Annotated in this window: 26 protein-coding genes and 1 pseudogene; 17 read left to right on the top strand and 10 right to left on the bottom strand. The window is 73.2% G+C overall.

Annotated features, from left to right (window positions below; all coding sequences use genetic code 11):
- The first annotated feature begins 53 nt into the window (after positions 1-53).
- Both ACFYNO_RS31525 and ACFYNO_RS31520 read left to right on the top strand, forming a co-directional pair.
- On the top strand, positions 54-1,175 hold the full coding sequence (locus ACFYNO_RS31525) for an FAD-dependent oxidoreductase (RefSeq protein WP_388020383.1): 1,122 nt from the start codon (positions 54-56) through the stop codon (positions 1,173-1,175).
- A gap of 41 nt (positions 1,176-1,216) precedes the next feature.
- Complete coding sequence (locus ACFYNO_RS31520; RefSeq protein ID WP_388020380.1) at positions 1,217-1,924, top strand: TetR/AcrR family transcriptional regulator C-terminal domain-containing protein; 708 nt, start codon at positions 1,217-1,219, stop codon at positions 1,922-1,924.
- A gap of 28 nt (positions 1,925-1,952) precedes the next feature.
- Here ACFYNO_RS31520 and ACFYNO_RS31515 read toward each other — a convergent pair whose 3' ends face one another.
- From ACFYNO_RS31515 to ACFYNO_RS31500, 4 genes are all read right to left on the bottom strand, one after another.
- On the bottom strand, positions 1,953-3,248 hold the full coding sequence (locus ACFYNO_RS31515) for a nucleotidyl transferase AbiEii/AbiGii toxin family protein (RefSeq protein WP_388020377.1): 1,296 nt from the start codon (positions 3,246-3,248) through the stop codon (positions 1,953-1,955).
- Positions 3,245-3,931 carry a hypothetical protein gene (locus ACFYNO_RS31510; protein ID WP_388020374.1) on the bottom strand — a complete coding sequence of 229 codons (687 nt, stop codon included), beginning with the start codon at positions 3,929-3,931 and terminating at the stop codon, positions 3,245-3,247. The genes ACFYNO_RS31515 and ACFYNO_RS31510 overlap by 4 nt, the downstream gene beginning before the upstream one ends.
- Before the next feature lie 320 nt (positions 3,932-4,251).
- Positions 4,252-5,487 carry an Ig-like domain-containing protein gene (locus ACFYNO_RS31505; protein ID WP_388020371.1) on the bottom strand — a complete coding sequence of 412 codons (1,236 nt, stop codon included), beginning with the start codon at positions 5,485-5,487 and terminating at the stop codon, positions 4,252-4,254.
- Between the two features lie 110 nt (positions 5,488-5,597).
- Entirely contained in the window at positions 5,598-6,881 is a 1,284-nt protein-coding gene (locus ACFYNO_RS31500) for an MFS transporter (RefSeq protein ID WP_388020368.1), read from the bottom strand.
- A 149-nt stretch (positions 6,882-7,030) separates the two neighbouring features.
- Between ACFYNO_RS31500 and ACFYNO_RS31495 the strand changes: the two genes are divergently transcribed.
- The 8 genes from ACFYNO_RS31495 to ACFYNO_RS31460 all read left to right on the top strand — a co-directional run bounded on the left by ACFYNO_RS31495 (position 7,031) and on the right by ACFYNO_RS31460 (position 16,978).
- Positions 7,031-7,885, top strand: coding sequence for an NAD(P)H-binding protein (locus ACFYNO_RS31495; protein WP_388020365.1), 855 nt, complete (start codon positions 7,031-7,033; stop codon positions 7,883-7,885).
- Positions 7,886-8,264: 379 nt separating this feature from the next.
- Positions 8,265-9,257 carry an aldo/keto reductase gene (locus ACFYNO_RS31490; protein ID WP_388020362.1) on the top strand — a complete coding sequence of 331 codons (993 nt, stop codon included), beginning with the start codon at positions 8,265-8,267 and terminating at the stop codon, positions 9,255-9,257.
- 37 nt (positions 9,258-9,294) lie between these two features.
- A complete protein-coding gene (locus ACFYNO_RS31485) occupies positions 9,295-10,977 on the top strand; it encodes a GH3 auxin-responsive promoter family protein (RefSeq protein WP_388020359.1) in 1,683 nt (560 codons plus the stop codon).
- On the top strand, positions 10,974-11,855 hold the full coding sequence (locus tag ACFYNO_RS31480) for an alpha/beta hydrolase (RefSeq protein WP_388020356.1): 882 nt from the start codon (positions 10,974-10,976) through the stop codon (positions 11,853-11,855). Before ACFYNO_RS31485 ends, ACFYNO_RS31480 begins: the two co-directional genes overlap by 4 nt.
- Positions 11,848-13,041 carry an enolase C-terminal domain-like protein gene (locus tag ACFYNO_RS31475; protein WP_388020353.1) on the top strand — a complete coding sequence of 398 codons (1,194 nt, stop codon included), beginning with the start codon at positions 11,848-11,850 and terminating at the stop codon, positions 13,039-13,041. Before ACFYNO_RS31480 ends, ACFYNO_RS31475 begins: the two co-directional genes overlap by 8 nt.
- Positions 13,038-14,795, top strand: coding sequence for a thiamine pyrophosphate-binding protein (locus ACFYNO_RS31470; RefSeq protein ID WP_388020350.1), 1,758 nt, complete (start codon positions 13,038-13,040; stop codon positions 14,793-14,795). Before ACFYNO_RS31475 ends, ACFYNO_RS31470 begins: the two co-directional genes overlap by 4 nt.
- Positions 14,796-14,891: 96 nt before the next feature.
- Positions 14,892-15,752 (top strand): FAH family protein, encoded by an 861-nt coding sequence (locus ACFYNO_RS31465; protein ID WP_388020347.1) that lies wholly within the window; start codon positions 14,892-14,894, stop codon positions 15,750-15,752.
- Positions 15,749-16,978, top strand: a complete 1,230-nt coding sequence (locus ACFYNO_RS31460; protein WP_388020344.1) for a hypothetical protein — start codon at positions 15,749-15,751, stop codon at positions 16,976-16,978. The genes ACFYNO_RS31465 and ACFYNO_RS31460 overlap by 4 nt, the downstream gene beginning before the upstream one ends.
- A 4-nt stretch (positions 16,979-16,982) precedes the next feature.
- Here ACFYNO_RS31460 and ACFYNO_RS31455 read toward each other — a convergent pair whose 3' ends face one another.
- Positions 16,983-17,324, bottom strand: coding sequence for an ArsR/SmtB family transcription factor (locus ACFYNO_RS31455; RefSeq protein ID WP_388020341.1), 342 nt, complete (start codon positions 17,322-17,324; stop codon positions 16,983-16,985).
- A gap of 153 nt (positions 17,325-17,477) precedes the next feature.
- Here ACFYNO_RS31455 and ACFYNO_RS31450 point away from each other — a divergent pair, with 153 nt between their 5' ends.
- Genes ACFYNO_RS31450 through ACFYNO_RS31440 form a run of 3 tightly spaced genes read left to right on the top strand, consistent with a single transcriptional unit; the run spans position 17,478 to position 20,058 of the window.
- A complete protein-coding gene (locus ACFYNO_RS31450; RefSeq protein WP_388020338.1) occupies positions 17,478-18,944 on the top strand; it encodes an MFS transporter in 1,467 nt (488 codons plus the stop codon).
- Positions 18,925-19,317, top strand: a complete 393-nt coding sequence (locus ACFYNO_RS31445) for a 5-carboxymethyl-2-hydroxymuconate Delta-isomerase (RefSeq protein WP_388020335.1) — start codon at positions 18,925-18,927, stop codon at positions 19,315-19,317. The genes ACFYNO_RS31450 and ACFYNO_RS31445 overlap by 20 nt, the downstream gene beginning before the upstream one ends.
- Before the next feature lie 3 nt (positions 19,318-19,320).
- Entirely contained in the window at positions 19,321-20,058 is a 738-nt protein-coding gene (locus ACFYNO_RS31440) for an SDR family oxidoreductase (protein ID WP_388020332.1), read from the top strand.
- Between the two features lie 15 nt (positions 20,059-20,073).
- Here the strand turns inward: ACFYNO_RS31440 and ACFYNO_RS31435 are convergent, their stop codons facing one another.
- Positions 20,074-20,703, bottom strand: a complete 630-nt coding sequence (locus ACFYNO_RS31435; RefSeq protein ID WP_388020329.1) for an MBL fold metallo-hydrolase — start codon at positions 20,701-20,703, stop codon at positions 20,074-20,076.
- A 126-nt stretch (positions 20,704-20,829) separates the two neighbouring features.
- On the opposite strand from ACFYNO_RS31435, the gene ACFYNO_RS31430 reads away from it, so the two are divergent.
- Together ACFYNO_RS31430 and ACFYNO_RS31425 are read left to right on the top strand one after the other, a co-directional pair.
- The gene (locus tag ACFYNO_RS31430; protein WP_388020326.1) at positions 20,830-21,345 is read left to right on the top strand and encodes a methylated-DNA--[protein]-cysteine S-methyltransferase; all 516 of its coding nucleotides are present in this window, start codon (positions 20,830-20,832) and stop codon (positions 21,343-21,345) included.
- 67 nt (positions 21,346-21,412) lie between these two features.
- Positions 21,413-22,528: a methyltransferase domain-containing protein gene (locus tag ACFYNO_RS31425; RefSeq protein WP_388020323.1), complete on the top strand. Its 1,116-nt coding sequence runs from the start codon at positions 21,413-21,415 to the stop codon at positions 22,526-22,528.
- Between the two features lie 80 nt (positions 22,529-22,608).
- On the opposite strand, the gene ACFYNO_RS31420 is transcribed toward ACFYNO_RS31425, so the two are convergent.
- Positions 22,609-22,731 (bottom strand): hypothetical protein, encoded by a 123-nt coding sequence (locus tag ACFYNO_RS31420; RefSeq protein ID WP_388020320.1) that lies wholly within the window; start codon positions 22,729-22,731, stop codon positions 22,609-22,611.
- Between the two features lie 95 nt (positions 22,732-22,826).
- Between ACFYNO_RS31420 and ACFYNO_RS31415 the strand changes: the two genes are divergently transcribed.
- On the top strand, positions 22,827-23,522 hold the full coding sequence (locus tag ACFYNO_RS31415) for an alpha/beta fold hydrolase (protein WP_388020317.1): 696 nt from the start codon (positions 22,827-22,829) through the stop codon (positions 23,520-23,522).
- A 15-nt stretch (positions 23,523-23,537) separates the two neighbouring features.
- Here the strand turns inward: ACFYNO_RS31415 and ACFYNO_RS31410 are convergent, their stop codons facing one another.
- Entirely contained in the window at positions 23,538-24,221 is a 684-nt protein-coding gene (locus ACFYNO_RS31410) for a TetR/AcrR family transcriptional regulator (RefSeq protein ID WP_388020314.1), read from the bottom strand.
- A 121-nt stretch (positions 24,222-24,342) separates the two neighbouring features.
- Between ACFYNO_RS31410 and ACFYNO_RS31405 the strand changes: the two genes are divergently transcribed.
- The gene (locus tag ACFYNO_RS31405; protein WP_388020311.1) at positions 24,343-25,476 is read left to right on the top strand and encodes an FAD-dependent oxidoreductase; all 1,134 of its coding nucleotides are present in this window, start codon (positions 24,343-24,345) and stop codon (positions 25,474-25,476) included.
- Positions 25,477-26,053: 577 nt separating this feature from the next.
- Here ACFYNO_RS31405 and ACFYNO_RS31400 read toward each other — a convergent pair.
- Both ACFYNO_RS31400 and ACFYNO_RS31395 read right to left on the bottom strand, forming a co-directional pair.
- A pseudogene (locus tag ACFYNO_RS31400) lies at positions 26,054-26,360 on the bottom strand (transposase); the annotation flags it as partial.
- Between the two features lie 77 nt (positions 26,361-26,437).
- Positions 26,438-26,551 (bottom strand): hypothetical protein, encoded by a 114-nt coding sequence (locus ACFYNO_RS31395; protein ID WP_388020419.1) that lies wholly within the window; start codon positions 26,549-26,551, stop codon positions 26,438-26,440.
- Positions 26,552-26,572 lie beyond the last annotated feature (21 nt).

Raw genomic sequence — 26,572 nt, 5'->3', positions numbered from 1 at the left:
GCCAAGGCAATTCGAACTTGTTCGTTACGAACATGTTCGTTACTGTCGAGGGCATGAGCGCAACGACGAACCACCACCCCATCGCAGTCATCGGCGCCGGCCTCGGCGGCCTCACCCTGGCCCGGGTGCTGCACACCCGCGGCATTCCCGCCGCCGTCTTCGAACTCGAGCCCTCCCGGCAGGCCCGCACCCAGGGCGGGATGCTCGACATCCACGAGGAGAGCGGGCAGCGCGCGCTGCGCGCCGCGGGGCTGCACCAGGACTTCCGCGCACTGGTGCACCCCGGTGGCGAGGCGATGCGGCTGGTCGCGCCGGACGGCACGGTGCGGCTGGCGGAGCCCGACGACGGCACGGGCGGCCGGCCCGAGGTGGACCGCGGGCAGCTGCGGGACCTGCTGCTCGACTCGCTGCCCGAGGGCACCGTGCGCTGGGGCAGCAAGCTGACCGCCGTGCGGGCGCTCGGCGGCGGGCGGCACGAGCTCGGCTTCGCGGACGGGAGCAACTGCACCACCGGGCTGCTGGTCGGCGCGGACGGCGCCTGGTCCCGGGTCCGCCCGCTGCTCTCGGCGGCCGTGCCCGAGTACACCGGCATCTCCTTCGTCGAGTCCGACCTGCATGACGCCGAGGCGGCGGCCCTGGTCGGCAGCGGCTTCTTCATCGCGCTCGGCGGCGGGCGGGGCATCCTGGCGCACCAGGAGACGGATGGCAGCGTGCACGCCTACACCGCCCTGACGGTCGATCAGGAGTGGCTGGCGGCGGTCGACTTCACCGACACCGAGGCCGCCAAGCGGGCGGTGCTGGCGCGGTTCGAGGACTGGGCGCCGGAGCTGCGGGCGCTGGTCGGGCGGGCGGCGGGCGGACTGACGCCCCGCCACATCTTCGCGCTGCCGGTCGGCCACCGCTGGGAGCGGGTGCCCGGGGTGACGCTGCTCGGGGACGCGGCCCACCTGATGTCGCCGTTCGCCGGGGAGGGCGCCAACCACGCGATGCTCGACGGCGCCGAACTGGCCGGGGCGATCGCCGATCACCCGGGCGATGTGGAAGGCGCGCTGGCCGCCTACGAGGCGGCGCTCTTCCCCCGCTCGGCGGCCGGCGCGGCCGACTCGGCCGAGAGCCTGGCGCTGATGTTCGGCCCGGACGGACTGGACCGGCTGGTGGCGCGGTTCGCGGAGTGACGGATTTGGTGCGGACGGGCGCGGTCCCTAGGTTGGCTGCCATGACCGCACACCCCCGCAGCACACCCCCGCGCAGCCGCCGCGACCGGCCCGCCAAGCCCGCGCTCAGCCTGGACGGCATCGTCGGCAGCGCGGTGCGGGTGATGCGCGAGGAGGGCCTGCAGCGGGTCACCATGCGCCGGCTGGCCCAGGAGCTGGACACCGGCCCGGCCTCGCTCTACGTCTACGTCGCCAACACCGCCGAACTGCACGCGGCGATCCTCGACGAACTGCTCGGCACGGTGGACCTCGGCCCGGCCGCCGGACCCGGCCCCTGGGAGGACCGGCTGGCGGCGCTGCTCACCCGCTACACCGTGCTGCTCTTCGAGCACCCCGGGCTGGCGCAGTCCGCGCTGGTGGCCCGGCCGGCCGGGCCGCACTACCTGGCGCTGGTCGAGGCCGTGCTGGCGCTGCTCGCCGAGGGCGGGGTGCCGGACGGTCAGGCGGCCTGGGGCGTGGACCTGCTGCTGCAGGTCGCCACCGCCACCGCGGCCGAGCACTCGGCGCGGGAGGGCGACGCGGGCGCGGAGCGGGACGCCCGGGCGCACGTCGCCGCGCTGCGCGGGGCCGATCCCGCGGCGCACCCGCGGATCGCGGCGCTGGGGGAGCGGCTGTTCTCGGGGACGCCGGAACAGCGGTTGGGCTGGCTGTTCCGCGCCGCCATCGCGGGGGTGGCGGGGACGGGCCTGCCGGGGGCGGCCGGCTGCTGACGGCCGCCGCCCCGGGCCGGACGACCCGTCAGTCGTCGAGGGCGCGCAGCACGACGTCGAGGAAGTAGTCCCGGTCCTCCTCCCAGGAGGCGCCCCAGTGCTTCCAGGCCCGGTGGCCGAGCAGCATCGGCATGATCTCGTCCGGGGACGGCTGCTCCAGGCCCAGCAGTTCGCCGGTGACGACCATGGCCGCCGCGATCGGCAGGCCCTCCCGGGCCATCGCGGCCTGGGTGGCGGACATGCCCTCCTCGGCGAAGACCTCGCGGTAGCGGGCCGTCCAGCCGGCCAGCCACCACTGCTTGAGCGAGCGGCCCTCCAGGGTGGCCGGGCCGCTGCTGAAGACCGGGGCCAGCGCGGCGGCCAGGCGCTCGGTGTACTCGGCGTCGGTGCCGGTGATCTGCGGGTACTCGCCCTGGAAGTGGTCCCACTCGACCTCCGCCGCGATCCGGTCGACGGTCGCCGTGGTGACGGGGGTCAGCGCGAACTCCGGGTCGCCGCCGACGAAGGCGTCCCGCAGCACCTGGTAGCGCAGCAGGGTGTGCTCGGCGAGCAGCACCGCGTCGTAGAGGTCCTTGCCCTGCGGGTAGGTGTCGGTGGCCAGCCACATCAGCTTCCAGGCCAGCGACAGTTCGGGCGTGGCGGCGTGCAGCACGGCCGCCGGGGCGCCGGTCGAGGAGGGGATGGCGATCGGCGCGGAGGGGACGGGCAGCGACTCGTTGAAGACGAAGTCCAGCTGGATCGCGCCGCCGGGCAGCTCGCCGGCCGTCCAGGGCAGCACCAGGCGGCGGCCGGGCACCCGGTCGTAGGTCCAGATCTCCTCGTCCACGGCGGCCGCCGCCTCGAACCGCACCGGGCCGGCGGAGAGCGTGGCGGTGCGCTCGACGGCGGCCGCGATGCCGCGCAGCATGCCCTCGGTCCGCTCCTCGTCGACCTCCCAGTCCTCCGGCACCAGCACGAAGTCCAGGTCGCCCGGCTCCCGGGCCGCCTCGCCGAACCAGGCGCGCAGCAGCACGCTGCCGCGCAGCACCAGGTGGTCCACCCAGCCGGAGTCGGCGATGGCGCAGAGCACCAGGTCCATCGCGCGCCGCCGGGCCGCCTGCCAGGTGGCGGTCAGCCCGGGCTCCTCGAACCGCGGGTCGGTGGCGCGGTAGCCGTGCTGGTGGTGCTTGAGCGCCGGGTCGAAGACCGGCGCCTGGAGGGCGCGCGCGTCCTCGATCGGACGGAGCGTCAGCGGGACACCGAGGCGCTCGCGGTCCGAATCCGACAGCGGCTGCCGGGGCACCACCGTGCTCCGCCAGTCGAAGGACTCCCACTCGGTGCTCATCGTCCGCCTTCCTGCTGGGGCTGGGTGTCCAGCCAACCGTCGTCCACCGTGATGTCGCTGTCGTGCAGTACGAACTCCCGCTCCACGGAGCGGATCTCGAAGCCGCCGGGCCGGGGGATCCGGGCGAGGTCGGCGAGCAGGCCGGCCAGGCGGCGGCCGGCGGTGGGCAGGCCGACGCGGTGGCAGCGCTGGGTGAGGAACCGCTGCTCGCCGTCCTCGCCGTCCTCGCCGGCGGGCCGGCGGGCGTTCCAGGACAGGTGCGCGCCGTGCGCCCGGGCCACTGCTGTGATCCGCTCCCGGTCGGCGGCCGGGCCCAGGCGGAGCTTGAGGTGGTGCTCGAAGTAGGTGTCGGCGGGCAGCGCGGCCGCCTGCGCGTCGTCGGCCGGCACGCCGGTGTTCCACGGCGCGGCCTCGGTCTTCACCCGCACCGGGCGGTAGCCGGCGGCCTGCAGCGCCTCGGCGGCGGCCGCCACGGTTCTTCGGTGCCCGGCCAGCGAGCCGGTGCCGGTGAGGGTGACCATCGGCTGCGAGGCCATCCGGCCGCGGGCGAGCACGATGTGCAGGAAGTCGAGACCGCGGGCGGAGGCCCAGTCGCCCAGCTCGTCGAGCCGTTCGGTCGCGCATTCGACCGTGATGTGCGATTCGAACTGGTCCGGGCGCGGCGACGGCATGGTGGTGATCATCCCAGAGAAGTTGTCGAAGCGAACATCTGATTTTCGCCTGGACGACGCAGAATTCGTTGATCACCAACTCGCGGGTGCACGGTCACCTGGTAGCCGCGTTCGGCGAGCAAGCGGGCGTTCAACGGCACCGGCGGGGAGCCGCTGCGCGACGCCGCCCTGCTGGACTCGGACGGTTCGGCCGAGCCCCGGTGCGAGGTGCAGCTGCTCTACCGCGCACCGGAGCCGGAGCCGCTGAAGCTGGTCGACTCGGCCCGCTACGCGCTGGGCCTGCCGAACACCTTCGACCTCGGCTGAAGGTCTGACGGTCCGTCAGACTGCGGTCACCACTGGGCCCAGGGCAGGCTCCAGCCGCTCAGTCCGTTGTCGGGGGCGACGGGCTTGCCGATCGAGCCGTGGACGATCACCACGTCGCCGATCATCGAGTCCGTCCAGTACTTGCCGGCCACCGAGTTGGGGTCACCCTGCTCGGTGTCCGGCAGGCCGATGCAGCCGTGGCTGATGTTGCGCAGGCCCGCCGCCTCCACGGCCCGGGGGTTGCCGTGCACGTAGGAGCCGGTTCCGGTGATCTTCAGGCCGTGCGGCTCGTCGTCCACGTAGCCGTCGCCCTTGATGTCGGTGGTGGCCGAGTCCATGTGGACCATCGGCAGCTTCTCGAACACCACCATGGTGCCGTTCCAGGAGGGGTTGAGGTCGGCGCCCGCGGTGACCTTGATGGCGGCCGGGGCGAAGCCGTCCTCCTCGACCTTCATCAGGTGGGCGGCGGCGTCCACCGTGCTGATCTTGGAGCGGGCGACGGTGAAGGACTCGTCGACGTCGGAGCCGCCGTAGACGCCGGGGGAGAGCTCGACGCCGGTGATCCGCCGGTGCACGGTCACCTTGGTGCCGGTCTTCCAGTAGTGCTCCGGGCGGATGTCCAGGCGCTTGTCGCCGAACCAGTGGCCGCGCACCGGCGTGCCGTCCGAGGCCTGCACGGCGATGGCCTGTTCGGCGGCCTTCTTGTCCTTCACCGGCTTGTCGAAGTCGACCCGGATGATCATGCCGACGCCGTAGGTCCCGTCCACCCCCAGGTTGTCCTGGACCGTGTTGGTCGCCCGGGGCGTCAGGGTGCTGAAGCTGCTGGTGGCCGTCGTGGCGGCGCCTGCGGCATCGACGGCGTCGGCGCTCACCCGGTACTTCGCCGAGACGGCGAGCGGGACCGCCGGGGTCCAGCTGCCGTCGGTGCCGACCGCGCCGTCCACCGGCTTGCCGTCCGGGCCGGTCACCGTCACCTTGGTCAGCTTGCCGTCGCTGACGGACACCTTGAGCGAGCCGTTCGGTGCCACGTCCTTCGCGCCGTCGGCCGGCTGCACCGAGACCGCGGCCTTGGACGGCTGCCCCGAGCCCGGGGCGGTGGTGCTGTCCGAGCCGGTCGAGGCCGATACCGTGACGGGCGCGGCGGCACCGGTCTTCGCGGCGTCCGCCGGATGGTCGGTGCCGCCGCCGCAGGCCGTGGTCTGCAGCAGTGCACCGCCGATGAGCAGGGCAGCGGCCGTGTTCGGAAGGCGCTTGGAGCGCATCTGTGTCCCCCCTGGGTCACTGGTCTTTCTTTACGTCCATCTGACCTATTGACCTCCCCTTTACGGTGCACGCCGCAGCCGGTTGTGACAGAACCGCGACAATCGCCTGGTCAGGCCGCCGCGCCGAGCGCCCCGTCCGACCGCCCCAACGGGATGTCCCGCATGCCGCGCAGCGGCGAGAAGTAGAGCCAGAGGCCGGCCGCGCAGCCGCCGACCACCGCCAGCCAGAGGGTGGCCCGGATGCCGAGCACCGAGCCGAGCAGCCCGCAGACCAGGGCGCCGAGCGGGAGCGTGCCCCAGTTGATCCAGCGTGCGGCGGCGCTGACCCGGCCCAGCAGCTCCGGTGGGCAGACCGCCTGCCGGTAGCTGACCAGCGAGATGCCGCTCAGCGTGGCGGCGAAGGTCCAGGAGATCCAGCCCAGGCCGAAGAGCACCACCCACCCGCCGCTGCGGGCCAGCGGGATCAGCAGCCCCGGCAGGGTCAGCACGGTCATCGCCACCCAGCTGATCCGCGCGGTGCCGACCCGGCGGGCCAGCGGTTTGGCGCAGAGCCCGCCGACGATCCCGCCGACCGCCCCGAGCGCGAGCAGCAGGCCCACGTAGCCGGGGCGCAGGTGCAGGGTGCGGACCAGGAAGAGCGGGCCCAGCGTCTCGACCATGATGACGAAGAAGTTGGCGGTGCCGTTGAAGGCCACCGAGTTGCGCAGGATCGGGTCCCGCAGCAGGTAGCGCAGGCCGGCCCGGATCTCCTCGCGCAGCCGCGGCCGCCCGCCCGCGGGGGCGGTCGCCGGGGCCGGCTCGGCGGTGCGGATCGCCAGCAGTGAGACGGCCGAGAGCGCGTAGGAGGCGGCGTCCGCCGTCATCGACCCGGCCGCGCCCGCCGCCGCGACCAGCCCGGCGCCCAGGCTCGGGCCGGCGACCTGGGCGAAGGAGGAGGCGGCGGCCAGCTTGCCGTTGCCGTCCATCAGCTGGTCGCGCCGCAGCAGGGTGGGCAGGTAACTCTGGTAGGCCACCGAGAAGAAGACCGCGAAGACGCTGGACAGCAGGGCCACCGCGTAGAGTTGGCCGAGCGAGAGGACACCGAGCGCCTGCGCCGCCGGGACCGAGCCGATCAGCAGCAGCTGTGCGGCGTCGCAGCACATCATCAGCGCCCGCTTCGGCTTGCGGTCCACCACCGCCCCGGCCGGCAGGGCCACCAGCAGGTAGGCGCTGGTGATCGCCGTCGAGAGCAGGCCGACCTGGAAGGTGCTCGCCCCCAGCAGCACCACGGCCACCAGCGGGAGCGCCAGCAGGGTGACCTGCGAGCCCAGCTCGCTGACCGCCTGACCACCCCAGAGCAGCAGGAACTCGCGGTGGCGCCAGATCGTGGAAGGACTGCCGGTGTCGTCGGTCACTCCCCGATGCTGTCAGCGGTCCGTGGGGCTGTCCAGGGGTTCGCACACCACCGGGACGGCCGGGGCCGTAGCGGAACGATCAGCGGCTGACGGAGCGTTGGCCGATGACAGGGAAGTGAACTGACGGAGCGTCAACGAGAGGACGAGCCATGATCCTGGTGACCGGGGCGACGGGGAACGTCGGCCGCGAGCTGGTCGAACTGCTGCGGGCGGAGGGAGAACCGGTGCGCGCCGTCACCCGGGACGCCGCCAAGGCAGGCCCGCTGGCGGGCGCCGAGGTGGTGCAGGCCGACCCCTCGCAGCCCGAGAGCCTGCGCGGGGCGCTGGCGGGAGTGCACGGCATCTTCCTCAACCTGGCCGCACTCGGCGGCGCCGGCGCCGAACTGCTGGCGCTGGCCGGGGAGTGCGGGGTGCGGCGGGTGGTGCTGCTCTCCTCCGGCTCGGTGGAGATCAGCGCACCCGAGGAGGGCAACCTGATCGCCGAGATGCACCGCACGGCCGAGCAGCAGATCGAGGCCTCCGGACTGGCCTGGACCTTCCTGCGGCCGAACGAGTTCGCCGCCAACTCGCTCTTCCAGTGGGCCCCGCAGGTCCGCGCCTCGGACGTGGTCCGCTCGGCCTACGGGCAGTCGCAGATGGCGCCGATCCACGAGCGGGACATCGCGGCCGTCGCGGCGCTGGCGCTGCGCACCGGCGAGCACGACGGGCAGAGCTATCTGATGACCGGCCCGGAGTCGCTGACCGTGGTGGACAAGGTGCGGATCATCGGCGAGGTGATCGGGCGCGACCTGCGCTTCGAGGAGCTGAGCCGGGAGGAGGGCGAGCAGGTCATGGTGCAGTCGGGCCTGCCCGCTCCGCTGGTGGCGACGCTGCTGGACTACCAGGCCGCCACGGTCGGCACGCCGGCGCAGGTCTCCACCGTGGTGCCCGAGCTGACCGGCCGGCCCGGCCTGAGCTACGCCACCTGGGTGGCCGAGCACGCGGCGGCCTTCCGGGCCGCCTGAGCGCACGCGGTACCCGAGCGGCCTCACCCGGGCGGCGGTCGACGCCCGGGCGGGGCCGCTCCGCCGTGTTCGCCCGCGGATTTTCCGCGGTGAAGAAGCGCATTCCCATGATTGAGCGGACCTCCCGAACCAATGGTTCGACCAGGTGTACCCGACCCCGCCGCGGCGCCGCGAGTCGCCCCGATGACGGCGTTGTTAAAGCTCTCCGCCGATCTGAAAAGTCTACGAAACATCCGTGCTGCCAAAGGATTTGACGCCCCATCGGGACTTTTCGGCAGCTGTTGAAGAGCGGCCCGGGAATGTGCTTCAGTGGAAACCCGATCCCCACCCGATCGCTGCGAATCACCAAAGCCAGAGCATCGACAGCAAGGGGTGAGCCATGCTGAAAACACGGACACTGGGCCGGAGCGGTCTGGAGGTCTCGGAACTCGGCCTCGGCTGCATGGGCATGAGCCAGTGGTACGGCGCCACCGACGACCGGGAGTCGATCGCCACCGTGCACCGGGCGCTGGAACTGGGCTGCACGCTCTTCGACAGCGCCGAGGCCTACGGCCCGTACGACAACGAGGAACTGCTCGGCCGCGCCCTGGCCGGCCGTCGCGACCAGGCGGTCATCGCCACCAAGTTCGGCTTCCCGATGAAGCTCAAGGACGGCAGCACGGCGGAGGCCGACAGCCGGCCGGAGCACATCAGGGCGGTGGTCGAGGCCGCGCTGGGCCGGCTCGGCACCGACCACATCGACCTGCTCTACCAACACCGGCTGGACCCGCGGGTGCCGATCGAGGAGGTGGTGGGCGCCATGGCGGAGCTGGTCGGCCAGGGCAAGGTCCGCCATCTGGGCCTGTGCGAGGTCGGCGAGCGGACCATCCGGGCCGCGCACGCCGTGCACCCGCTGACCGCGGTGCAGGCCGAGTTCTCGGTCTGGGAGCGCAACCTGGAGCAGGACGTGCTGCCGGTGCTGCGCGAACTCGGCATCGGCCTGGTCGGGTTCTGCCCGCTCGGCCGCGGCTTCCTGACCGGCGGGGTCAAGCGCGCGGAGGACTACCCGGAGGACGACTTCCGCCACCACGACCCCCGGCTGCAGGGCGCCAACTACGACCAGAACATGGCGATCGCCGCCAGCGTCGCCGATCTGGCCGCCGAACTCGAGCTGACCCCGGCCCAGTTGGCGATCGCCTGGGTGCTCCACCAGGGCCCGGACATCGTGCCGATCCCCGGCACCAAGCGCCGCAGCTACCTGGAGGAGAACGCCCACGCCGCCGAGGTCGCCCTGGACGCCGAGACGCTGGCCCGGATCGACCGGGCGGTGCGCGCCGAGCAGGTGGCCGGCCCCCGCTACAACGAACGGATGATGGCCTACATCGACCGCTGATGCTCCGCGTCCTTCTAGACCCTCACCGGGAGCAACCGTGGACACACCAACCTGGCAGCAGCACTGGCACGACCGGCGTGACGCCTTCGCCGAGGAGTGCCGACAGGCCCGCGACGACCTGCTGGCCGACCTGAAGCAGCCCGGCCCGGCCCAACGCCGGGTCCTGGCCGACGTGATCGACATGAGCGCCGACTCGACGCACTGGCGCGAGCACGGCTACGACGTGGTCGCCGAGGACCACGACCTGTTCCGCAGCGTCCTGCCCGTGATGCGGTACGACGACTTCGTCCCCGCCATCGAGCGTGAGACCCGCACCAAGGGCGGCACCCTCACCTGCAGCCCGGTACTGCGCTGGCTGAAGACCAGCGGCACCACCGGGGTGCCCAAGCTGGTGCCGTACACCCTGCACTGGCTGCTCACCTACCGCATCCCCGCGATGAAGGCGATGTGGGGCACCTACCTGGAGTACCACCCCGAACTGCTGGCGCACCCCTACGCCACCCTGGACACCCAGACCGTGCGCGAGGACGTCTACGACTTCGTGCACGGCATCGGCCACCAGGCCGTCAGCAACCGGCACCCCCGGATCAACAGCCGGGACTGGAACCCGCCGTGGTACCGGTCGCCGTGGTTCGGCCCGGACGTGCCGAGCAGCCACGAGGGCCGGATGTACCACCGGATCCGCCACCTGCTCGGCCAGGACCTGCACGTCATCTCCGCGATCAACCCGAGCACCCTGATCTCGCTGCGCGACCTGCTGGCCGTGCACGGCGAGCGCCTGGTCCGCGACCTGCGCGACGGCACCCTGGAGGGCCGGCCGTACGGCGAGCCCGACGAGGCGGCCGCCCGCCATCTGGAAACCGTGCTCGCCCGGCCGGAGTTCAGCCTCAGCGACGTCTGGCCCTCGCTCACCCTCTACACCTGCTGGCTCTCCGCCTCGGCCGGCCTCTACGCCGAGAAGCTGGACGCCGTCTTCCCCGGCGTCGGCCGGCTGCCCTTCATGGGCTGCGGCACCGAGGGCGTCACCACCATCCCGGTGGACGACTCCCCGCACAGCCAACCGCTGGCCGTGGGGCAGGCGTTCTTCGAGTTCGTGCCCGCCGACCAGCCGCTGGGCGAACTGGTCGAGCGCGGCCACCCGGTGGAGACGCTGCTTATCGACCAGGTGGAGCCCGGTCGCGACTACCACCTGATCATGACCCAGGGGAACGGGCTCTACCGGCTGTGGACCGGCGACGTGTACCACGTGGACCGGATCGTCGACGGCACGCCCTGGGTGCACTTCACCCACCGGGACGGCGTCTTCCACTCCTTCACCGGCGAGAAGATCACCGAGATTCAGGTCACCCAGGCGATCCAACGCGGCCTGGCCGCCCACGGGCTGGACACCGGCCTGTACATGTGCGGGCCGCGCTGGGGCGAACCGCCCTACTACGTGGTGGTCGCCGAGACAGCCGAGCCGGCCGGGCCGCTGGACCGCAGGCTCTCCGCGGCCGTCGACTCCGCGTTGCGCGACATCAACATCGAGTACGCGTCCAAGCGGGAGAGCGGTCGGCTGCGCCCGCTGGAGGTGGTCACCGTGCCCCGGGACGCGATCAGCGGCTACGTGGAGAGCCGGCGGCAGGCCGGCAACGCCACCCAGTACAAGTACAAGCCCTTCCAGCAGGACGTCGACTTCCTCGACGCCCTGACCGCGAGCCGAGAGGAGACCCGGTCGTGATCCAGACCAAGCGTCCGCCGCAGAGCATCCGCCGCGAGATCACCGGACTGCCGGTCGACGGCACCGAGCTGGCCCTGCACAGCTGGCGGCCCAGGGGAGAGGTCAAGGGCGCCGTCTTCTACTTCCACGGCCTGCAGTCGCACGCCGGCTGGCTCTGGGAGGTCGGCCCGCAGTTCGCCGACAACGACCTCGCCTTCTACGTGCTGGACCGGCGCGGCAGCGGCATCAGCGGCGGCGACCGGCAGGACCTGCCGGGGGTGGAGACGGTGCTCCAGGACTACCTGGCGGCGCTGGCCCACGTCCGGACGGCGATCGGCGAGGAGGTGCCGCTCTCGCTCTTCGGGCACTGTCTCGGCGGCTCCTTCATGGCCGCGCTGATGCACCACCCGCAGCTCACCACCCGCTACGACGCCGCCGTCTTCTGCTCGGCCTGGCTGGGCAAGCTGCACGCCACCCTCACCCCCGGCGAGCTCGCCGCGCTGGCCGCCGAGACCAGCACCGAACCCTGGGACGCCGGCCTGCGCTCCGAGGACTTCACCGACGAGGCCCGGCACCGCCACTTCATCGACCACGACGACCTGGCCGTGCGGCAGCTCACCCGCCGCTCCCGGGCCGTGCTGCTCGGCCTGGAGCAGCGCTACCTGGACTCCGACCGGGTGCTGCCACCGGTGCCCGCCGCCTTCGTCTCCGGGATCGCCGACCCGATCATCGACCTGGCCGACGCCCGCGGCACCTTCCTGCGGATGACCGGGGCGCACGGCGCACTGCTCCAGTTCGCCACCGACAAGCACTACCTCTTCTACACCGACGTGCGGGCCCGGCTGGTCGACTGGGCCTCCACCTTCACCCTGCTGCAGGGGCTGGACCGCGATGCCTGAGCCGGCCGTGGCCACCCTCTACCGGGTGGAGCTGCCGATGGCGGTCGGCTTCGACCACCCCGCCAAGCGCCGCACCGCCTCGGACAGCCTGCTGCTGCGGCTGTCCGTGGACGGGGTCAGCGGGCTCGGCGAGTGCGCGCCGCGCCGCTACGTCACGGGCGAGAGCGCCGAGTCGGTGACCGCCGAACTGGCCGCACTGCCGCTGGAACCGCTGCTGGACCGGCTGCGGGCCAGTGAGCCCGCCGAACTGCTGCACCGGCTGCGCGAGTCCGGACTGACCGGCACCTTCGGGGTGCAGGGCGGCCAGAACCTGCGCTGCCTGCTGGAGACGGCGCTGCTCGACCTGCTCTGCCGCCGGCTGGGCCTGAGCTGCCAGGAAGTGATGGCCCGTCAGAGCGCGGTGCCGGACCGGCTGCCGGTCTCCCAGGTGCTCGATCTCAGTCTGGACGTCGAGGAGTTCCTGGACACCCGGGGCCCGTTCCACTTCGTCAAGATCAAGGCCTCCCGGGAGATCGCCCGGGACGCCGCGACCGTCCGGGCGATCAGGGAGCGGCTGGGCGACCGGGTGCCGGTCATGGTGGACGCCAACATGAGCTGGACCGTCGAGCAGGCCCCCGGGCACCTGCGCACGCTGCACGAGGCGGGCGCGGACTGGGTGGAGGAGCCGCTGGCCAAGGGCAGCTGGGCGGCGCTGGCCGGACTGCGGGCCCGCTCGGAGCTGCGGATCATGCTGGACGAGTCGGTCTGCACCCTCGCCGACGCCCGGCAGGCGGCGGCGAGCGGGGCCTGCGACGCCGTCAACGTCCGGATCGCCAAGAACGGCGGCCCGGTCGCCGCCGCCCGGCTGGTCGAGCTGGCCCGGCGCACCGGCCTGGCCTACCAGATCGGCGTGCAGGTCGCCGAGATCGGCCCGCTGATCGCGGCCGGCCGCGCCCTGGCCTTCGCCCACCCGGGCGCGCTCACCGTCGAGTCCGGCCAGTCCGACCGGTTCTTCCCACAGCCGGTGGTCACGCCGGCGCCGCCGGTGGACCGCACCGCCAACACCGTCTCCCCACCGCCCGGACCCGGTTGGGGCCTGGCGCCGAACGACCGCGCCGCGCCCTGGGCGGTGGCCCGCCGTACCGAGGGCGACCCGGACTGGCGACCCGCGCTCCGCGTGGTCCAGCGCGAGGAGGTATCCGCATGACCACCCGCTACTTCTCCGACCTGGTGGTCGAGTTCCTGCACCAGCAGGGCATCGACCAGGTCGCCTTCAACCCCGGCGCCTCCTTCCGCGGGGTCCACGACTCGCTGGTGCACGAGGAGAACGCGGCGATCGCCCCGCGGATCGTGATGGCCTGCCACGAGGAGATCGCCGTCGCCCTGGCACACGGCTACCACAAGGCCAGCGGGCGGCACATGGCCGTTTTCGTGCACGCCAACGTCGGCCTGCTGCACGCCTCGATGGCCATCTTCAACGCCTGGTGCGACCGGGTGCCGCTGCTGGTGATCGGCGGCAACGGCCCGGTGGACGCGGGCAAGCGGCGTCCGTGGATCGACTGGATCCACACCTCGCAGCACATCGAGTCGGTGGTCGAGGACTTCGTGAAGTGGTGCGACCAGCCGGTCGGCCAGCGCGCCACCGTCGAATCGCTCTACCGCGCGGCCAAGTTGATGGCCACCCCGATGACGGCCCCGGTCTTCGTCGCGCTGGACTTCGACACCCAGGAGGAGGTGCTGGCGCCGGACACCCGGCTGCTGCCCGCCGCGGCCACCGCGCCGGCCCGGCTGCCCGCCCTCGGCGGCGCCGAACTCGACCACCTCACCGAGCGGTTGCTGGCCGCCCGACTGCCCGTGCTGCTGGTGGACTTCTCCGGCCGGGACCCGGGGACCGTCGCCCCGCTGGTGGCGCTGGCCGACGCGCTCGGCCTGGCCGTGATCGACCGCGGCAACCGGATGAACTTCCCGAACACCCACCAGCTCAACGTCAGCCACACCGGCGCCGAACTGCTGGCCGAGGCCGACCTGGTGATCGCGCTGGAGGTGCAGGACCTGGTCGGCGCGCTCGGCACCTTCCTGCCGCTCACCGACCAGGGCCTGCCGGCCGGTGGCGCCGAACTGGTCACCCTCGGCTTCAACGAGCTGCTGACCAGCAAGTGGGCGGCCGACTACCAGCAGTTCGTGCCGGTGGACCTCGCCGTCGCCGCCGACACCGCGGACTCGATCGCGGTACTGCGCGAGTGCGCCGAGGATCCGGACGGCCCCTTCGCCGCGGCGGAGTTCACCGAGCGCCGGGAGCGGCGGGTGAAGGCGCTGGCCGCCGTGCACACCGAGGCCCGCGCCGACTGGGCCCGGCAGGCCGAGGAGGCCAAGGGCGCCGAGCGGATCCAGGTCGCGGCGGCGGTCGCCGAGATCCACCGGGCCGTGCGCGACGAGGAGTGGATCCTCGCCAATACCGGCAGCCTCACCATCGACGGCTGGGTGAAGCGGCTCTGGCCGGTCGAACGGCCAGGCAGCTACCTGGGGTTGAACGGCGGTGGCGGGCTCGGCTACGGCCTGGGCGCCTCGGTCGGCGCGGCCCTCGCCCACCAGGGCGACGGCACCCTCTGCGTGGACCTCCAGGCCGACGGCGACCTGCTCTACACCCCGAGCGCGCTCTGGACCCTGGCCGCCTACCAAGTCCCGCTGCTGGTCGTGGTGATGAACAACCGGCTCTACCTCAACTCGACCCAGCACGCCGAGCGGATCGCCGGCAACCGGGAGCGCGACACCGGCCGGGCGCACATCGCCACCAGCTTCTACGACCAGCCGGTCGACTTCACCGCCCTGGCCCGCTCGTTCGGCGTGGACGCGCTGCCCCGGGTGGAGCGGATCGAGGAGCTGGTGCCCACGGTCCAGGAGGCGGTCGCGCGGATCAAGGAGCACGGCAAGCCGGTGCTCGTCGAAGTGCTGATGGACTGACGACACCCCCGGCCCGATACCTTTCCCGGCCCGACACCCGCCGACCTGACACCCGCCGACCTGACACCCGCCGACTCGACACCCCAGGAGAACCCGATGGTGATCTTCGAGTGCCTGTACCGGGGCGAGCGCCACCTCGGCCTCACCCCGCTCACGGGCGACCTCCCCCTGCAGCTCCATCCGCTGGACGGCAGGCCGCTGGTCGACCTCCTGCCCGAGCACGGCGGCGACCCGGTGGCCGCCGCCGAGCGGATCGCCGGGCAGCGCCCGCCGGTGACCGCCGACCGCGCCGAGGTGCGGCTACTGCCGCCGCTGCTGCCCGCGCACCCGGGCGACGCCCTGGTCAGCGGCTTCATGATGACCCACAACGTCAAGGTGGACAGCGAAGTGCCGGACCAGCCCACCTGGTTCGTCAAGGGCTTCGGGGACTCCCTGCGGCTCCCCGGCGAACCGCTCGGGGTGCCCGCCGACGCCGTCGCGGTCTGCGAGGAGGCCGAGGTGGTGCTGGTCTACGTCGGCGATCCGGAGGGCGTGCCGCGCTACACCGGCTGGACCTTCGGCAACGACCTGACCGACATCGGCCGGTTCAAGCAGCACGCCGGCCACCTCTCCTACGCCAAGCTCTGTGACCCGGCCATCGCCCCCGCCCTGCACCCGGGCCCGCCGCCCGCCGAGGTGACCGGGCAGACGGTGGTCGAGCGGGACGGACTGCCCGCCTGGAAGGGCGAGTTCCGCACCGGACTGCAGGCCCTGCACTACGGGCTCCCCGCGATGACGGCCCGGCTCTTCGCCTACCGCACCCTGCACCGGCCCGGGCTGGTGCACTACGTCTACCTCGGCGCCGACCGGGGCAGCTTCCACGCCGGGTTCCGGCTCGCCGACGGCGACCGGGTCGCCCTGGACTTCAGCAGCCACGGGGTGGCCCTGAGCAACCCGCTGGCCTGGGAGGCGGGGTGAGGGGCGAGCCCGGCGCCTGGACGCTGCCCCGCCGGCTGACCGACATCGAGGCCTCCTTCGCCTACACCCACGCGCTCGCCAAGGGGACCAGCCAGGTGACCACCCTGGTCACGGTCAGCGGAGAGCCGGACGAGCAGCGGGTGGAGTCGGCGGTGGCCCGCTGGGCGGGCGAACTTCCGGTGCTGGCCCTGCGGATCACCGAGCGGCCGGAGGGGCTCTGGTTCACATCCGGTCCGGCCTTCCTGCCGGAGCAGCTGCGCCAGCGCGAGCTGCTGGCGGGGGAGACGCCGGACGAACTGCTGCGGCGGGAGCTCAACCAGCTGCTGCCGACCGGCGGGCCGCTCTGGCGGCTGCGGGCGGTGCGCGACCCGGGCAGCGGCTGCACGCATCTGCTCTTCACCCGCAACCACGCGATCTCGGACGGGCACTCCACCGGAGCGGTGGTGCGGGCGCTGCTGGACGCGCTGTTCGGCCGGTCCGGGCCGCCGAGTCCGTTCCGGGTCCGGGAACTGCCGGTGGCGCCACCCGAGGTGATCGATCATCAGACCGGCAGCCCGATGGCCTCCCGGTTGCCGTTCGCCCGGCAGGCGTCCTGGTCCCAGCGGAGCGCGGACCTGCTGACCGTCCCGCTGACCCGGACCGAGGGGGTGGCGCTGCGCTCCTGGTGCAAGCGGCAGGGGGTGACCGTCAACCAGTTCTTCGGGGCGGCCTTCGTCCAGGCCTACGGCGAGGCCACCGGGCGGACCGTGCTGGAGCTGGCCACCGCCGTCTCCACCCGGCGGCGCCACCGGGTGCCGGATGTGGGCTGCTACATCGGCGTGCTGGGCGTACCGGTCCGGACCGATGGCGAGCTGGTCCTCCGGGCCCGGGAGTACGGGGCCGCGCTGGTCCGCGCGGGCGCCGGCTGGCAGCCGCCGGCCCGGGAGCACGCGCGGATCCGGCAGGCGGTGGAGCAGGTCGCGGCCGCGCGCACGGCGGGCCCGATCTGCCTCACCAACGTCGGCCCGGTGGACCAGGCGCTCGGCCCGCACGCCGCCCGGGTGACCGGCTACCGCACGGTGGTGAACCGCACCGCGGCCAACTACGGACTGGTGCTGCACCTCGGCGGCTACGCGGGAGGCTTCGCCGCGACGCTCGCCTTCGGCACCCCGGCCACCGATCCGGCCCTGGTGGCGGAGGTGGCGAAGGGGCTGCACGACCGGGTGGTGCGGCCCGGCCCTGGCTAGCCGGTCACCCGTCCTGGCGCAGCACCAGGTCCAGCAGCCCCGGGAAGCGCTCCTCGAACTCCGCGCGGCGCAGCCGGTTGAGCCGCTTGGCGCCGGCGTCCCGCTGCTCCAGCAGCCCGGACTCGCGCAGCACGGCGAAGTGGCGGCTCAGGGTGGCCTTGGTGACCGGCACGTCGAAGCTGCCGCAGGACCGCGCCCAGTCCTCGGCGCCCGCCAACTCCCGCACCAGGGTCCGGCGCACCGGGTCGGCGAGGGCGAGCAGGGCGGACTCCAGCGTCACCTGCGCCGGATCGGTGTGCACCGGTGCGGTGCGGTGGCTCGAGGTGGCCGGCTCCTGGATCGGCATGGCTGCTGCTCCCTCCCGTCCCGGCACAGACCGTTCGTGCGGGATGTCGCGGACCGATTGCAGAGTGTTCGTCGCTGCGCGTACACTCCTAGTGTTCGTTTTCTTGCGAACACCTTACCCGATGTGGTGTACCCACGCACGGAAGGACGCACCATGGAACCCACCCCCGCGCCGGCGGACCGCGCCCACCAGGGCCGGCCCGGGCCGACCCTGTTCGCCGCCTGCCTCGGCTTCGTCGTGGTGATCCTCGACGTCAGCGTGGTCAACGTGGCCACCAAGGCGCTCGGCGCCGAGTTCGGCGGCAGCCTCTCCGGCCTGGAGTGGGTGATCAACGGCTACACCCTCACCTTCGCCGCCTTCCTGCTCACCGCCGGCGCGATGGGCGACCGCTACGACCCCAAGCGGATCTTCACCGCCGGCTTCGCCCTCTTCGCCCTCACCTCGCTGGCCTGCGGCGCCGCCCCCACACTGGTCGCACTGATCGCCGCCCGGGTGCTGCAGGGCGTCGGGGCCGCGATGATCGTGCCCTCCTCGCTCTCCCTGGTGAACACCAACTTCCCCGAACCCGCCGCCCGTACCCGGGCCGTCAGCCTCTGGGCCGCGGCCGGCGGGCTCGCGCTGGCGCTCGGCCCGGTGGTCGGCGGCCTGCTGGTCGACTCGCTCGGCTGGCGCTCGATCTTCTACGTCAACGTCCCGATCGCCGCCGTCGGCATCGTGCTGATCCGGCGCTACGCCCGGCCGGCCGCCGCCAAGGACGGCTCGCGGCGGCGCTCGCTCGACCTGCCGGGCCAACTCCTCGCCGTGGCCGCGCTCGGCGCCTTCACCGGCGCCATCGTCGAGGCCAACGTGCTGGGTTGGACCTCGGCCACGGTGCTCGGCTGCCTGGCCGCCTTCCTGGTCGCCACCGGCGCGCTGATCGCCGTCGAGCGGCGCAGCGGCGACCCGATGCTGCCGCTGCACCTCTTCGGCCGCCGCACCTTCAGCGCCACCTCGCTGATCGGGGTGCTGCTCAACTTCGCCTTCTACGGCCTGATCTTCATCTTCAGCCTGTTCTTCCAGCAGATCTGGAACTACTCGCCGATCACCGCCGGCCTGGCCTTCCTGCCGATGACCGCCGCCGTGATGACCGCCAACCTCTGCTGTGGGCCGCTGGTGCGGCGGTTCGGCGCCCGCCCCGTGCTGATCACCGGCAGCGTGCTGGCCGCCGTCGGCTACCTGGCGATCGCACCCGCCGTCGGCCACGGCTCCTACGCGGTCCTGGTCGCCCAGTTCGTGGTGGCCGGCTACGGCATCGGCCTGGTCGTGCCGTCCATGACCAACGCCATGCTCGGCTCGGTGGAGCCGGCCAACGCGGGCATCGCCTCCGGGGTGCTGAACGCCTCGCGGCAGCTCGGCGGCCTGATCGGCGTCGCCGTGATGGGCCTGCTGGTCGGCCAGGCCACCTCCGCCCACTTCCTCACCGGCCTGCGCGCCGCGCTGGTCGCCGCCGGTGCGGCCCTCGCCGTCTGCGCCGTGCTCAGCGCCTGGGGCGTCCGGCGCCGGACCGTCGCTCCGGCCGCGCCGGCCGCCCCGGCCGTCACCGAACCCGAAGGAGCGTCACATGCCGCACCTCGTACTTGAGTTCTCCGCCAACATACGGGACGGCTTCGACCCGTCCGCCGTCTTCCCCAAGCTGCACTCCGCACTCGCCGCCGCCGGGGGCTTCCGGCCGCAGGACTTCAAGAGCCGCGCGGTGCGGATGGACGGCTACTTCATCGGCGACGGCAGCCAGGAGCAGTCCTTCGTCAACCTGGACGTGCGGACCTTCGCGGGAAAGCCGGTCGAGGTCCGCGAGGCGGTCAGCGCCGCCGCGCTGGCCGTGCTCACCGAGGCCTTCCCGGACACCCTGCGCGAGACCGCCTGCGACATCTCGGTGCAGATCACCGAGTTGGACCGACCCAGCTACGCGCGGCTGCGGTCGGTGGACACCACCACGACCACGAGCGGGAGTTGAACCATGGGACCGGAGAACGCCTACACGGACCGGCGGGTGCTGGTGGTCGGCGGCAGCTCGGGCGTCGGCCTGGCCGCCGCCCGGGAGTTCGCGGCCCGCGGTGCCGAGACCGTGCTCGCCTCGCGCAGCCGGGACCGGCTGGAGGCGGCGGCCGCCGAACTCGCCGGACTGCCGGGCCCGGTGACCGGCCTGGAGCTGGACATCCGCTCCGACGAGCAGGTGGAGCGGTTCGCGGCCGCCGCCGGCAAGTTCGACCACGTGGTGGTCAGCGCGGCCCGCACCCCGACCGGCCGGGTGGACACCCTCCCGCTGGCCGACGCCTACTCCGCGATGGACAGCAAGTTCTGGGGCTCCTACCGGATCGCCCGCGGCCTCGGCGGCTCGATCAGCCCGGCCGGCTCGCTCACCCTGATCGCCGGCTACCTCTCCCGGCGGCCCACCCGGGCCTCCGCACTGCAGAGCGCGATCAACGCGGCGATCGAGGCCCTGGTGCGCGGACTCGCCCTGGAGTACGCGCCGTTGCGGGTCAACGCCGTCTCGCCCGGTCTGTTGGCCACCCCGCACTGGGACGGCATGGCCGCCGAGGACCGCGACCGGATGTACCAGGCCGCGGCCGACCGGCTGCCCGTGCAACGGGTCGGCCACGCCGAGGACATCGCGCAGGCCGTGCTCTTCCTGGCCGGCAACGGCTACACCACCGGCAGCACGCTCTTCGTGGACGGCGGCGGGCGGATCGCCTGATGGTGCGGCAGACGATCAGACGTCGGCCGACTCGCCGCCCTTGAGACGGGTGTAGGAGGTGCCGCCGAACTCCTCGACCCAGCCGTCGAAGTAGTCCCGGCCGAGCTCGTTGAGCGCGGCGTCGTGGATCGGGAAGGCCCGGGCCGGACCGATCGCCCGGAGGAAGTCCAGCGCCTCGGCCAGCTTGAACCACGGGCCCGCGGCCGGCACCAGGGCCGTCTCCACCGGCTGCTCGGGCACGAAGAAGGAGTCGCCCGGGTGGTACAGCCGCTCCTCGAGCAGGTAGCCGACGTTGGCGCAGCCGGGGAGGCCCTGGTAGATCTCGGCGTGCAGACCGCCGACCACGTCCACCGTGAACCCGGCGGCGGTCACCCGCTCGCCGGGCACCACGACGGCGAGCGCCTCGCCCAGCTCGCCCGCCTGCGCGGCGGCCGCCGCCGGCAGGTGCACCCGCAGCGCGGGGTTGGCGGCCCGGGCGGCGAGCAGCTTCGCCAGGTCCAGGTGGTCCGGGTGCTCATGGGTCACCAGCACCTCGTCGACCCCGTCCAGCGCCCCGGCCTCGGAGAACACGCCCGGGTCGATCACCAGGATCCGGCCGCCGGCCTCGATCCGCACACACGCCTGTCCATGACTGCTGATCCTCATGCGCCCAGTCTGCATGCGCCCAGTCTGACAGCCGCCACGGGTGTGGATGTCCGAATCCCGCTGGCCTGCCCGCCGTCCGGCGATCATGCTGGGGAGGAGAGCAGCGAGGAACGGAGCGCGACGACCATGAGCACCGCAGCACGGGTCCACACCGTGATCGACAGCCCCTGCGGCCCGTTGACCCTGGTCGCGGCGGAGGGGGCGCTGGTCGGCCTCTACATGGTGGACCAGCGGCACCGGCCGGGCCAGGAGACCTTCGGCCCGCCGGACGGCAGCGACCCCGTCTTCGGCCGCGCCGCCGAGCAGCTGGCGGCCTACTTCGCGGGCGAGCTGCACGAGTTCGAGCTGCCGCTGGCCCCGCAGGGCACGCCGTTCCAGCTGCGGGTCTGGGCGCAGCTGCGCGCGATCCCGTACGGCGAGACCCGCAGCTACGGCGAGCTGGCGCTCGCGCTCGACGCGCCCGGTGCCTCGCGCGCGGTCGGGCTGGCGAACGGCAAGAACCCGATCGGCGTGATCATCCCCTGCCACCGGGTGGTCGGCGCCGACGGCTCGCTCACCGGCTACGGCGGCGGCCTGCCGCGCAAGCGGATGCTGCTCGGGCTGGAGGGCGCGCTGGAGCCGGCGGAGGGCCGGCTGTTCTGACGCACCCGCCGGCCGCTCGCCGACCGTGCTTGACCCTCACGCGGCGTGAGGCGGCATAGTCAGCGGCGTGGAAGAGCATCTGACCGTGGGGCGCGTGGCCGAACTGGCCGACATCAGCGTCCGCACGCTGCATCACTATGACGAGATCGGCCTGGTCCGGCCGTCCGCGCGGACGGCGGTCGGGTACCGGGCGTACGCCCCGGCCGACGTGGAGCGGTTGCGGGAGGTCCTGGCCTTCCGGCGGCTCGGGTTCGGGTTGCGCGAGATCGCCGATCTCGTGGACGACCCGGACACCGACGCGGTCGCGCGACTCCACCGGCTGCGCGGACTGCTGGTCGACCAGCGGGACCGTGCCGCCGCCATGGTGGTAGCCATCGACCGGGAACTGGAGGCACGGGCAATGGGGATCAGGACCACGCCGGAGGAGCAACTGAAGGTGTTCGGCGCGCAGTTGTACGAGCAGATCGGATCGGCCTACCCGGCGACCAGGCGCACCGAGCCGCGGATCGCCGCCCGGGTCCTGGCGGCCCTGGGGGACGCCCGGACGGTGCTCAACGTCGGTGCGGGCACCGGCTCCTACGAGCCCGCCGACCGGGAGGTGACCGCCGTGGAGCCCTCGGCGGTGATGCGGGCCCAGCGCCCGGCCGGCGCCGCGCCGTGCATCGACGCCCGGGCGGAGGAACTGCCCTTCGAGGACCAGTCCTTCGACGCCGCGATGGCGTTCAGCACGGTGCACCATTGGCAGGACCCGCTCGCCGGGCTGCGCGAACTGCGGCGGGTGGCCAAGCGGGTGGTGGTCTTCACCTACGACGCGAGCTCTCCCGGCTGGCTGGAGCGGTTCTGGCTCACCCGGGACTACCTGCCCGAGTTCGCCGGACTGCTGGAGGGGCGGCCCTCGTTGGCGGAGATGAGCCGGGCGATCGGGGGCCGGGCCGAGCCGGTGCCGGTGCCCTGGGACTGCGCCGACGGCTTCTTCGAGGCCTACTGGCGGCGGCCCGAGGCCTACTTGGCGGAGCCGGTGCGCCGGGCGGTCTCGGTCTGGACCAGGCTCGGGGCGGCGGTCGAGCAGCGGGTGGTGGGCGAGCTGCGCGCCGACCTGGAGTCGGGCCGGTGGGCGGAGCGCAACGGGGAGCTCGCCGGACTCGACGCGGCGGAGCTGGGGTTGCGCCTGATCGTGGGCTGACGCGCAGTCGGCTGACGTGCAGTCGGGTGGCCCTTGGCCGGGAGGCCCGCAGTCGGGCGGCCCTCGGCCGGGTGTGCCCCTCAGCCGAAGAGGAAGCGTTCGGCGGCCTCGGCGGGGGTGACGCCCTCCCGGCGGCCCGGCACCTCGTACACGGCGGCGGCGCCCTCACGGCGCAACCGGTCGGCGCCCGCCTCCCGGGACATGACGCGGCGGTGCCGCGGAAGGCCTTACCCGGATCGTCGGTGGCTCCCGGTAGCGTGCGAACGTCAGTTGCGCACCTCGCACCGGGAGAACCACCGTGGACATCCTGCTCATCGCCGGGCTCTGGCTCGGCGGCTCCGCCTGGGACGCGGTGGTGCCCGAACTCGCCGCCCGGGGCCACCGCGGCGTGCCGCTCACCCTGCCCGGCCAGGGCGACGGCGCCGCGGACGCGACGCTGGAGGACCAACTGGCCGCCGTGGTCGGCGCCGTTGACGCCGCACCAGGCCGCTGCGTCGTGGTGGGGCACTCCGCCGCGACCACGCTGGCCTGGCTGGCGGCCGACGCCCGGCCGGAGCGGGTGGCCGCGGTGGTGCTGATCGGCGGCTTCCCGGGCGGGAACGGGAACGAGTACGCCGCGTTCTTCCCGATCGAGGACGGCGTGATGCCGTTCCCCGGCTGGGGCCCGTTCGAGGGGCCGGACGCCGCCGACCTGGACCAGGCGGCCAGGGACCGGATCGCCGCCGCTGCCCTGCCGGTGCCGGAGGCGGTGGCCAGGGGCGTGGTCCGGCTGGGCGACGAGCGCCGCTTCGAGGTCCCGGTCGTGGTGGTCTGCCCGGAGTTCAGCCCCGCCCAGGCCGAGGAGTGGGTGGCCGGCGGGGCGGGGCCGGAGCTCGCCCGGGCCCGGCGGGTCGGGTATGTCGACATCGACTCGGGCCACTGGCCGATGTTCACCCGGCCGCGCGAGCTCGCCGCGCTGCTCGCGGAGGCTGCCGCGGCTGCCGCGGAGGGCTGAGCCGGCCGGGCGGGGTCAGCGGCCCCAGATCTGGCGCTCGATGCCGTCGAGCATGAAGTCCAGGCCGATCCGGAAGGTCTGGTCGGCGTCCAGGTGGACGGCGTCGTGGACCACCTTCGCCATCGCCGGGAGGCGGCCGCTGGCGAAGGTGCGCTGCAGGTAGGGGCCGAGGGCGGACTGCCAGCCCTGCTCGTCCAGCCCGGTGGCGCGCTCGGCCCGCCGTTCGGCGATCTCCCGGCGGACCACGCCGATCACGTACGCCTTGACGGCGGCGACCATCGGCATCACGGAGTCGACGTCGACCTCGCCGAGCGCGGCCACCACGGCCTCGCCGGTGGCCAGCGCGTTCGGGCCGAGCTGGGGCCGGCCGCCCAGCAGGTCGGCGAGCCATTCGTGCCGGTGGGCGACCTGGCGGGTGGTCTCGGCGAGCGACCGGAGCACCTCCCGCCAGCCGTCGCCGGTCGGCCGGATCTCGGCGTAGGCGGCGTCGACCATCAGGTCGAGCAGTTCCTCCTTGCCGGCGAGGTAGCCGTAGAGCCGCATCGGACCGACGCCCAGCGCATCGGCCACCTTGCGCAGTGACACGGCGTCAAGGCCGTCCGCGTCGGCCAGCTCGATCGCCGCCCGCACGATCCGGTCCCGGCTCAGCGCGGCCGGCGCGGGCCGATTCTGCGGCTCCGGCCGCTCCCACACCAACATGGCGCTGACGATACAGCGCATCGGGGGGTACAGCGGCTGCACCGATACGGCGGCTGTTCCGATACACCGTATGGTCCGATACGGTGTATCGGACGATACGACGTACCGAGAGGCGGCAGCCATGACCAACGCCCACGCCCACGCCCCAGCCATCGCGATCGTGGGAGCGGGCCTGGGCGGCCTGGCCCTCGCCCGGGTGCTGCACCTGCACGGCATCGAGGCCGTGGTCCACGAGCGGGAGGCCTCCCGCGAGGCGCGCGGCCAGGGCGGCATGCTCGACATCCACTCCGGCCAGTCGGCGCTGCGCGAGGCCGGCCTGTTCGACGGCTTCCTCACGATCGCCCGCGGCGAGGGCCAGGACATGCGCCTGCTCGAACCCGACGGCACCCTGCTGCTCCAGGAGGACACCCCCGAGGACGCCCCGCCGGCCCGCCCCGAGGTCGACCGCGCCGACCTGCGCGACCTGCTGCTGGACTCGCTCCCCGACGGCACGGTGCGCTGGGGCCGTGCCTTCACCCACGTCGCCGACGGCCGCCTGCACTTCGCCGACGGCGACAGCGCGCCCTACGACCTGCTGGTCGGCGCGGACGGCGCGAACTCGCGGACCCGCGCACTGGTCACCGACGCCCGCCCCGCCCCCATCGGCAAGAACGTCGTCGAACTCGAGATCCCCGACATCGACCGCACCCACCCCGAGCTCGCCGCGATGGTCGGACGCGGCACCTACTGGGTGCTCGGCGACCGGATCTCCTTCGCGGCCCAGCGCAACGGCGACGGCCGGGTGCGGATCGGCATCAGCTTCTTCGACACCCCCGAGGACTGGTTCGCCATCAGCGCCATCCCCTTCAAGGACCCGGCCGCCGCCCGGGCCCGGCTGATCGAGCTGCTGCCCGGCTGGCACCCCCGGATCACCGCGCTGATCACGGCCGCCGGCGACCGGATCGTGCCGCGCTCGATCACCGCGCTCCCGGCCGGCCTGCGCTGGCCGTCAACTCCCGGCATCACCCTGCTCGGCGACGCCGCGCACCTGATGCCGCCGGTCGGCGAGGGCGCCAACCAGGCGCTGCTCGACGGCGCCTCGCTCGGCAGGGCGCTGGCCGCCCGCCCGGACGACCTCCCGGCCGCCGTCGCGGAGTACGAACGCGAGATGGCCGAGCGCACCACCGCCGTCGCCCACAGGTCCGCCCGGATGCACGACATGCTCCGGGCCCCGGACGCGGCCCGGCAGCTGCTCGCCTTCTTCCAGCCCGGCTGACGCAGGCGTGGTCCTCGCATCGAATGGCCTACCGCCACCCGGTGACCGTTCCAGCAATACCCTCGCCGCGCCGAGCAGCGCCGACAGCGCCACCGGGCCGCCGCCGCTGCCGACGGCGCAGGCCTTCGACGGTGACAGGCCGTTGGTCGGCCGCGAGCACACCGTGGTGCTGCTAGGCAGTGTCGTCAAAGTGATCTTGCGTAGAGAGGCCTCGCCGACACGACCCCGGGCTTCTGACCAGCGGATCGCTAGAATCGGTCACCCACGGCAGGCGAAGGAGACGCATGACCGAGTCGCTAGCAAGCCGCATTGAGTGCTGGACCTGCTCGAACGGACTGGTAGTCCTCTGCGTCGACATCGAGAGCGATCGCATGCTGCTGGAGTGCGAAGAGTGCATGGCCGGCCGGTGGGCACCTCCGGGCAAGGGAGAACGAGAGCCCGGCTTCCTCACGGCCGACATGCTCACGCGCCCGGCAACCCTCGCCGAGATCCAGGCAAGGGGCTGGGGCCACCTGCTCCGTAATGCCTTGGACTCGTAACCGCGTGTGCATGACCTCGCAGGCGACGCTCTCGGGAGTCAGGCCCACAGGAGAAGAGCGGCCAGCGTGACGGCCGCCCGATAGGACTCGGCTGTTCTGTCGTAGCGGGTTGCTGTGCCACGCCATTGCTTCAGCCGGTTGAAGGTCCGTTCGGCCACGTTGCGCTGCTTGTAGAGGCGGCGGTCAAAGGCCACTGGGCGGCCGCCGAGTCGTCCCCGCCGTCGTCGGTTGGCGACCTGGTCGGCCCGCTCTGGGATGGTGTGCCCGATCCCACGACGCCGCAGCCAGTCGCGGATCGCCTTCGAGCTGTAGCCCTTGTCTCCAAGGACGTGATCGGGACGCGCGGACGATCGTGGAGTCGGCCGACACGAGCCAGTCGATGTCGCCGGCCGAGTCCGCCTTGGCCTACGCGGCCTGCAGCATCAGGTCGAAGGTTCCATTCCCAGCCCAGCGTCGGAAACGCGTGTGCAGGGTGGCCCAGGAGCCGTACCTCGGGGCACGTCACGCCAGGCCACCCTGGTCCGGAACTTCCACACGATCCCGTTCAGCACCGTCCG

The organism is Kitasatospora sp. NPDC006697, from assembly GCF_042869935.1.
Taxonomy (GTDB): Bacteria; Actinomycetota; Actinomycetes; order Streptomycetales; family Streptomycetaceae; genus Kitasatospora.
The sequence above is the reverse complement of the archived record's forward strand: the minus strand, read 5'-3'. Positions and strand labels throughout refer to the sequence as shown.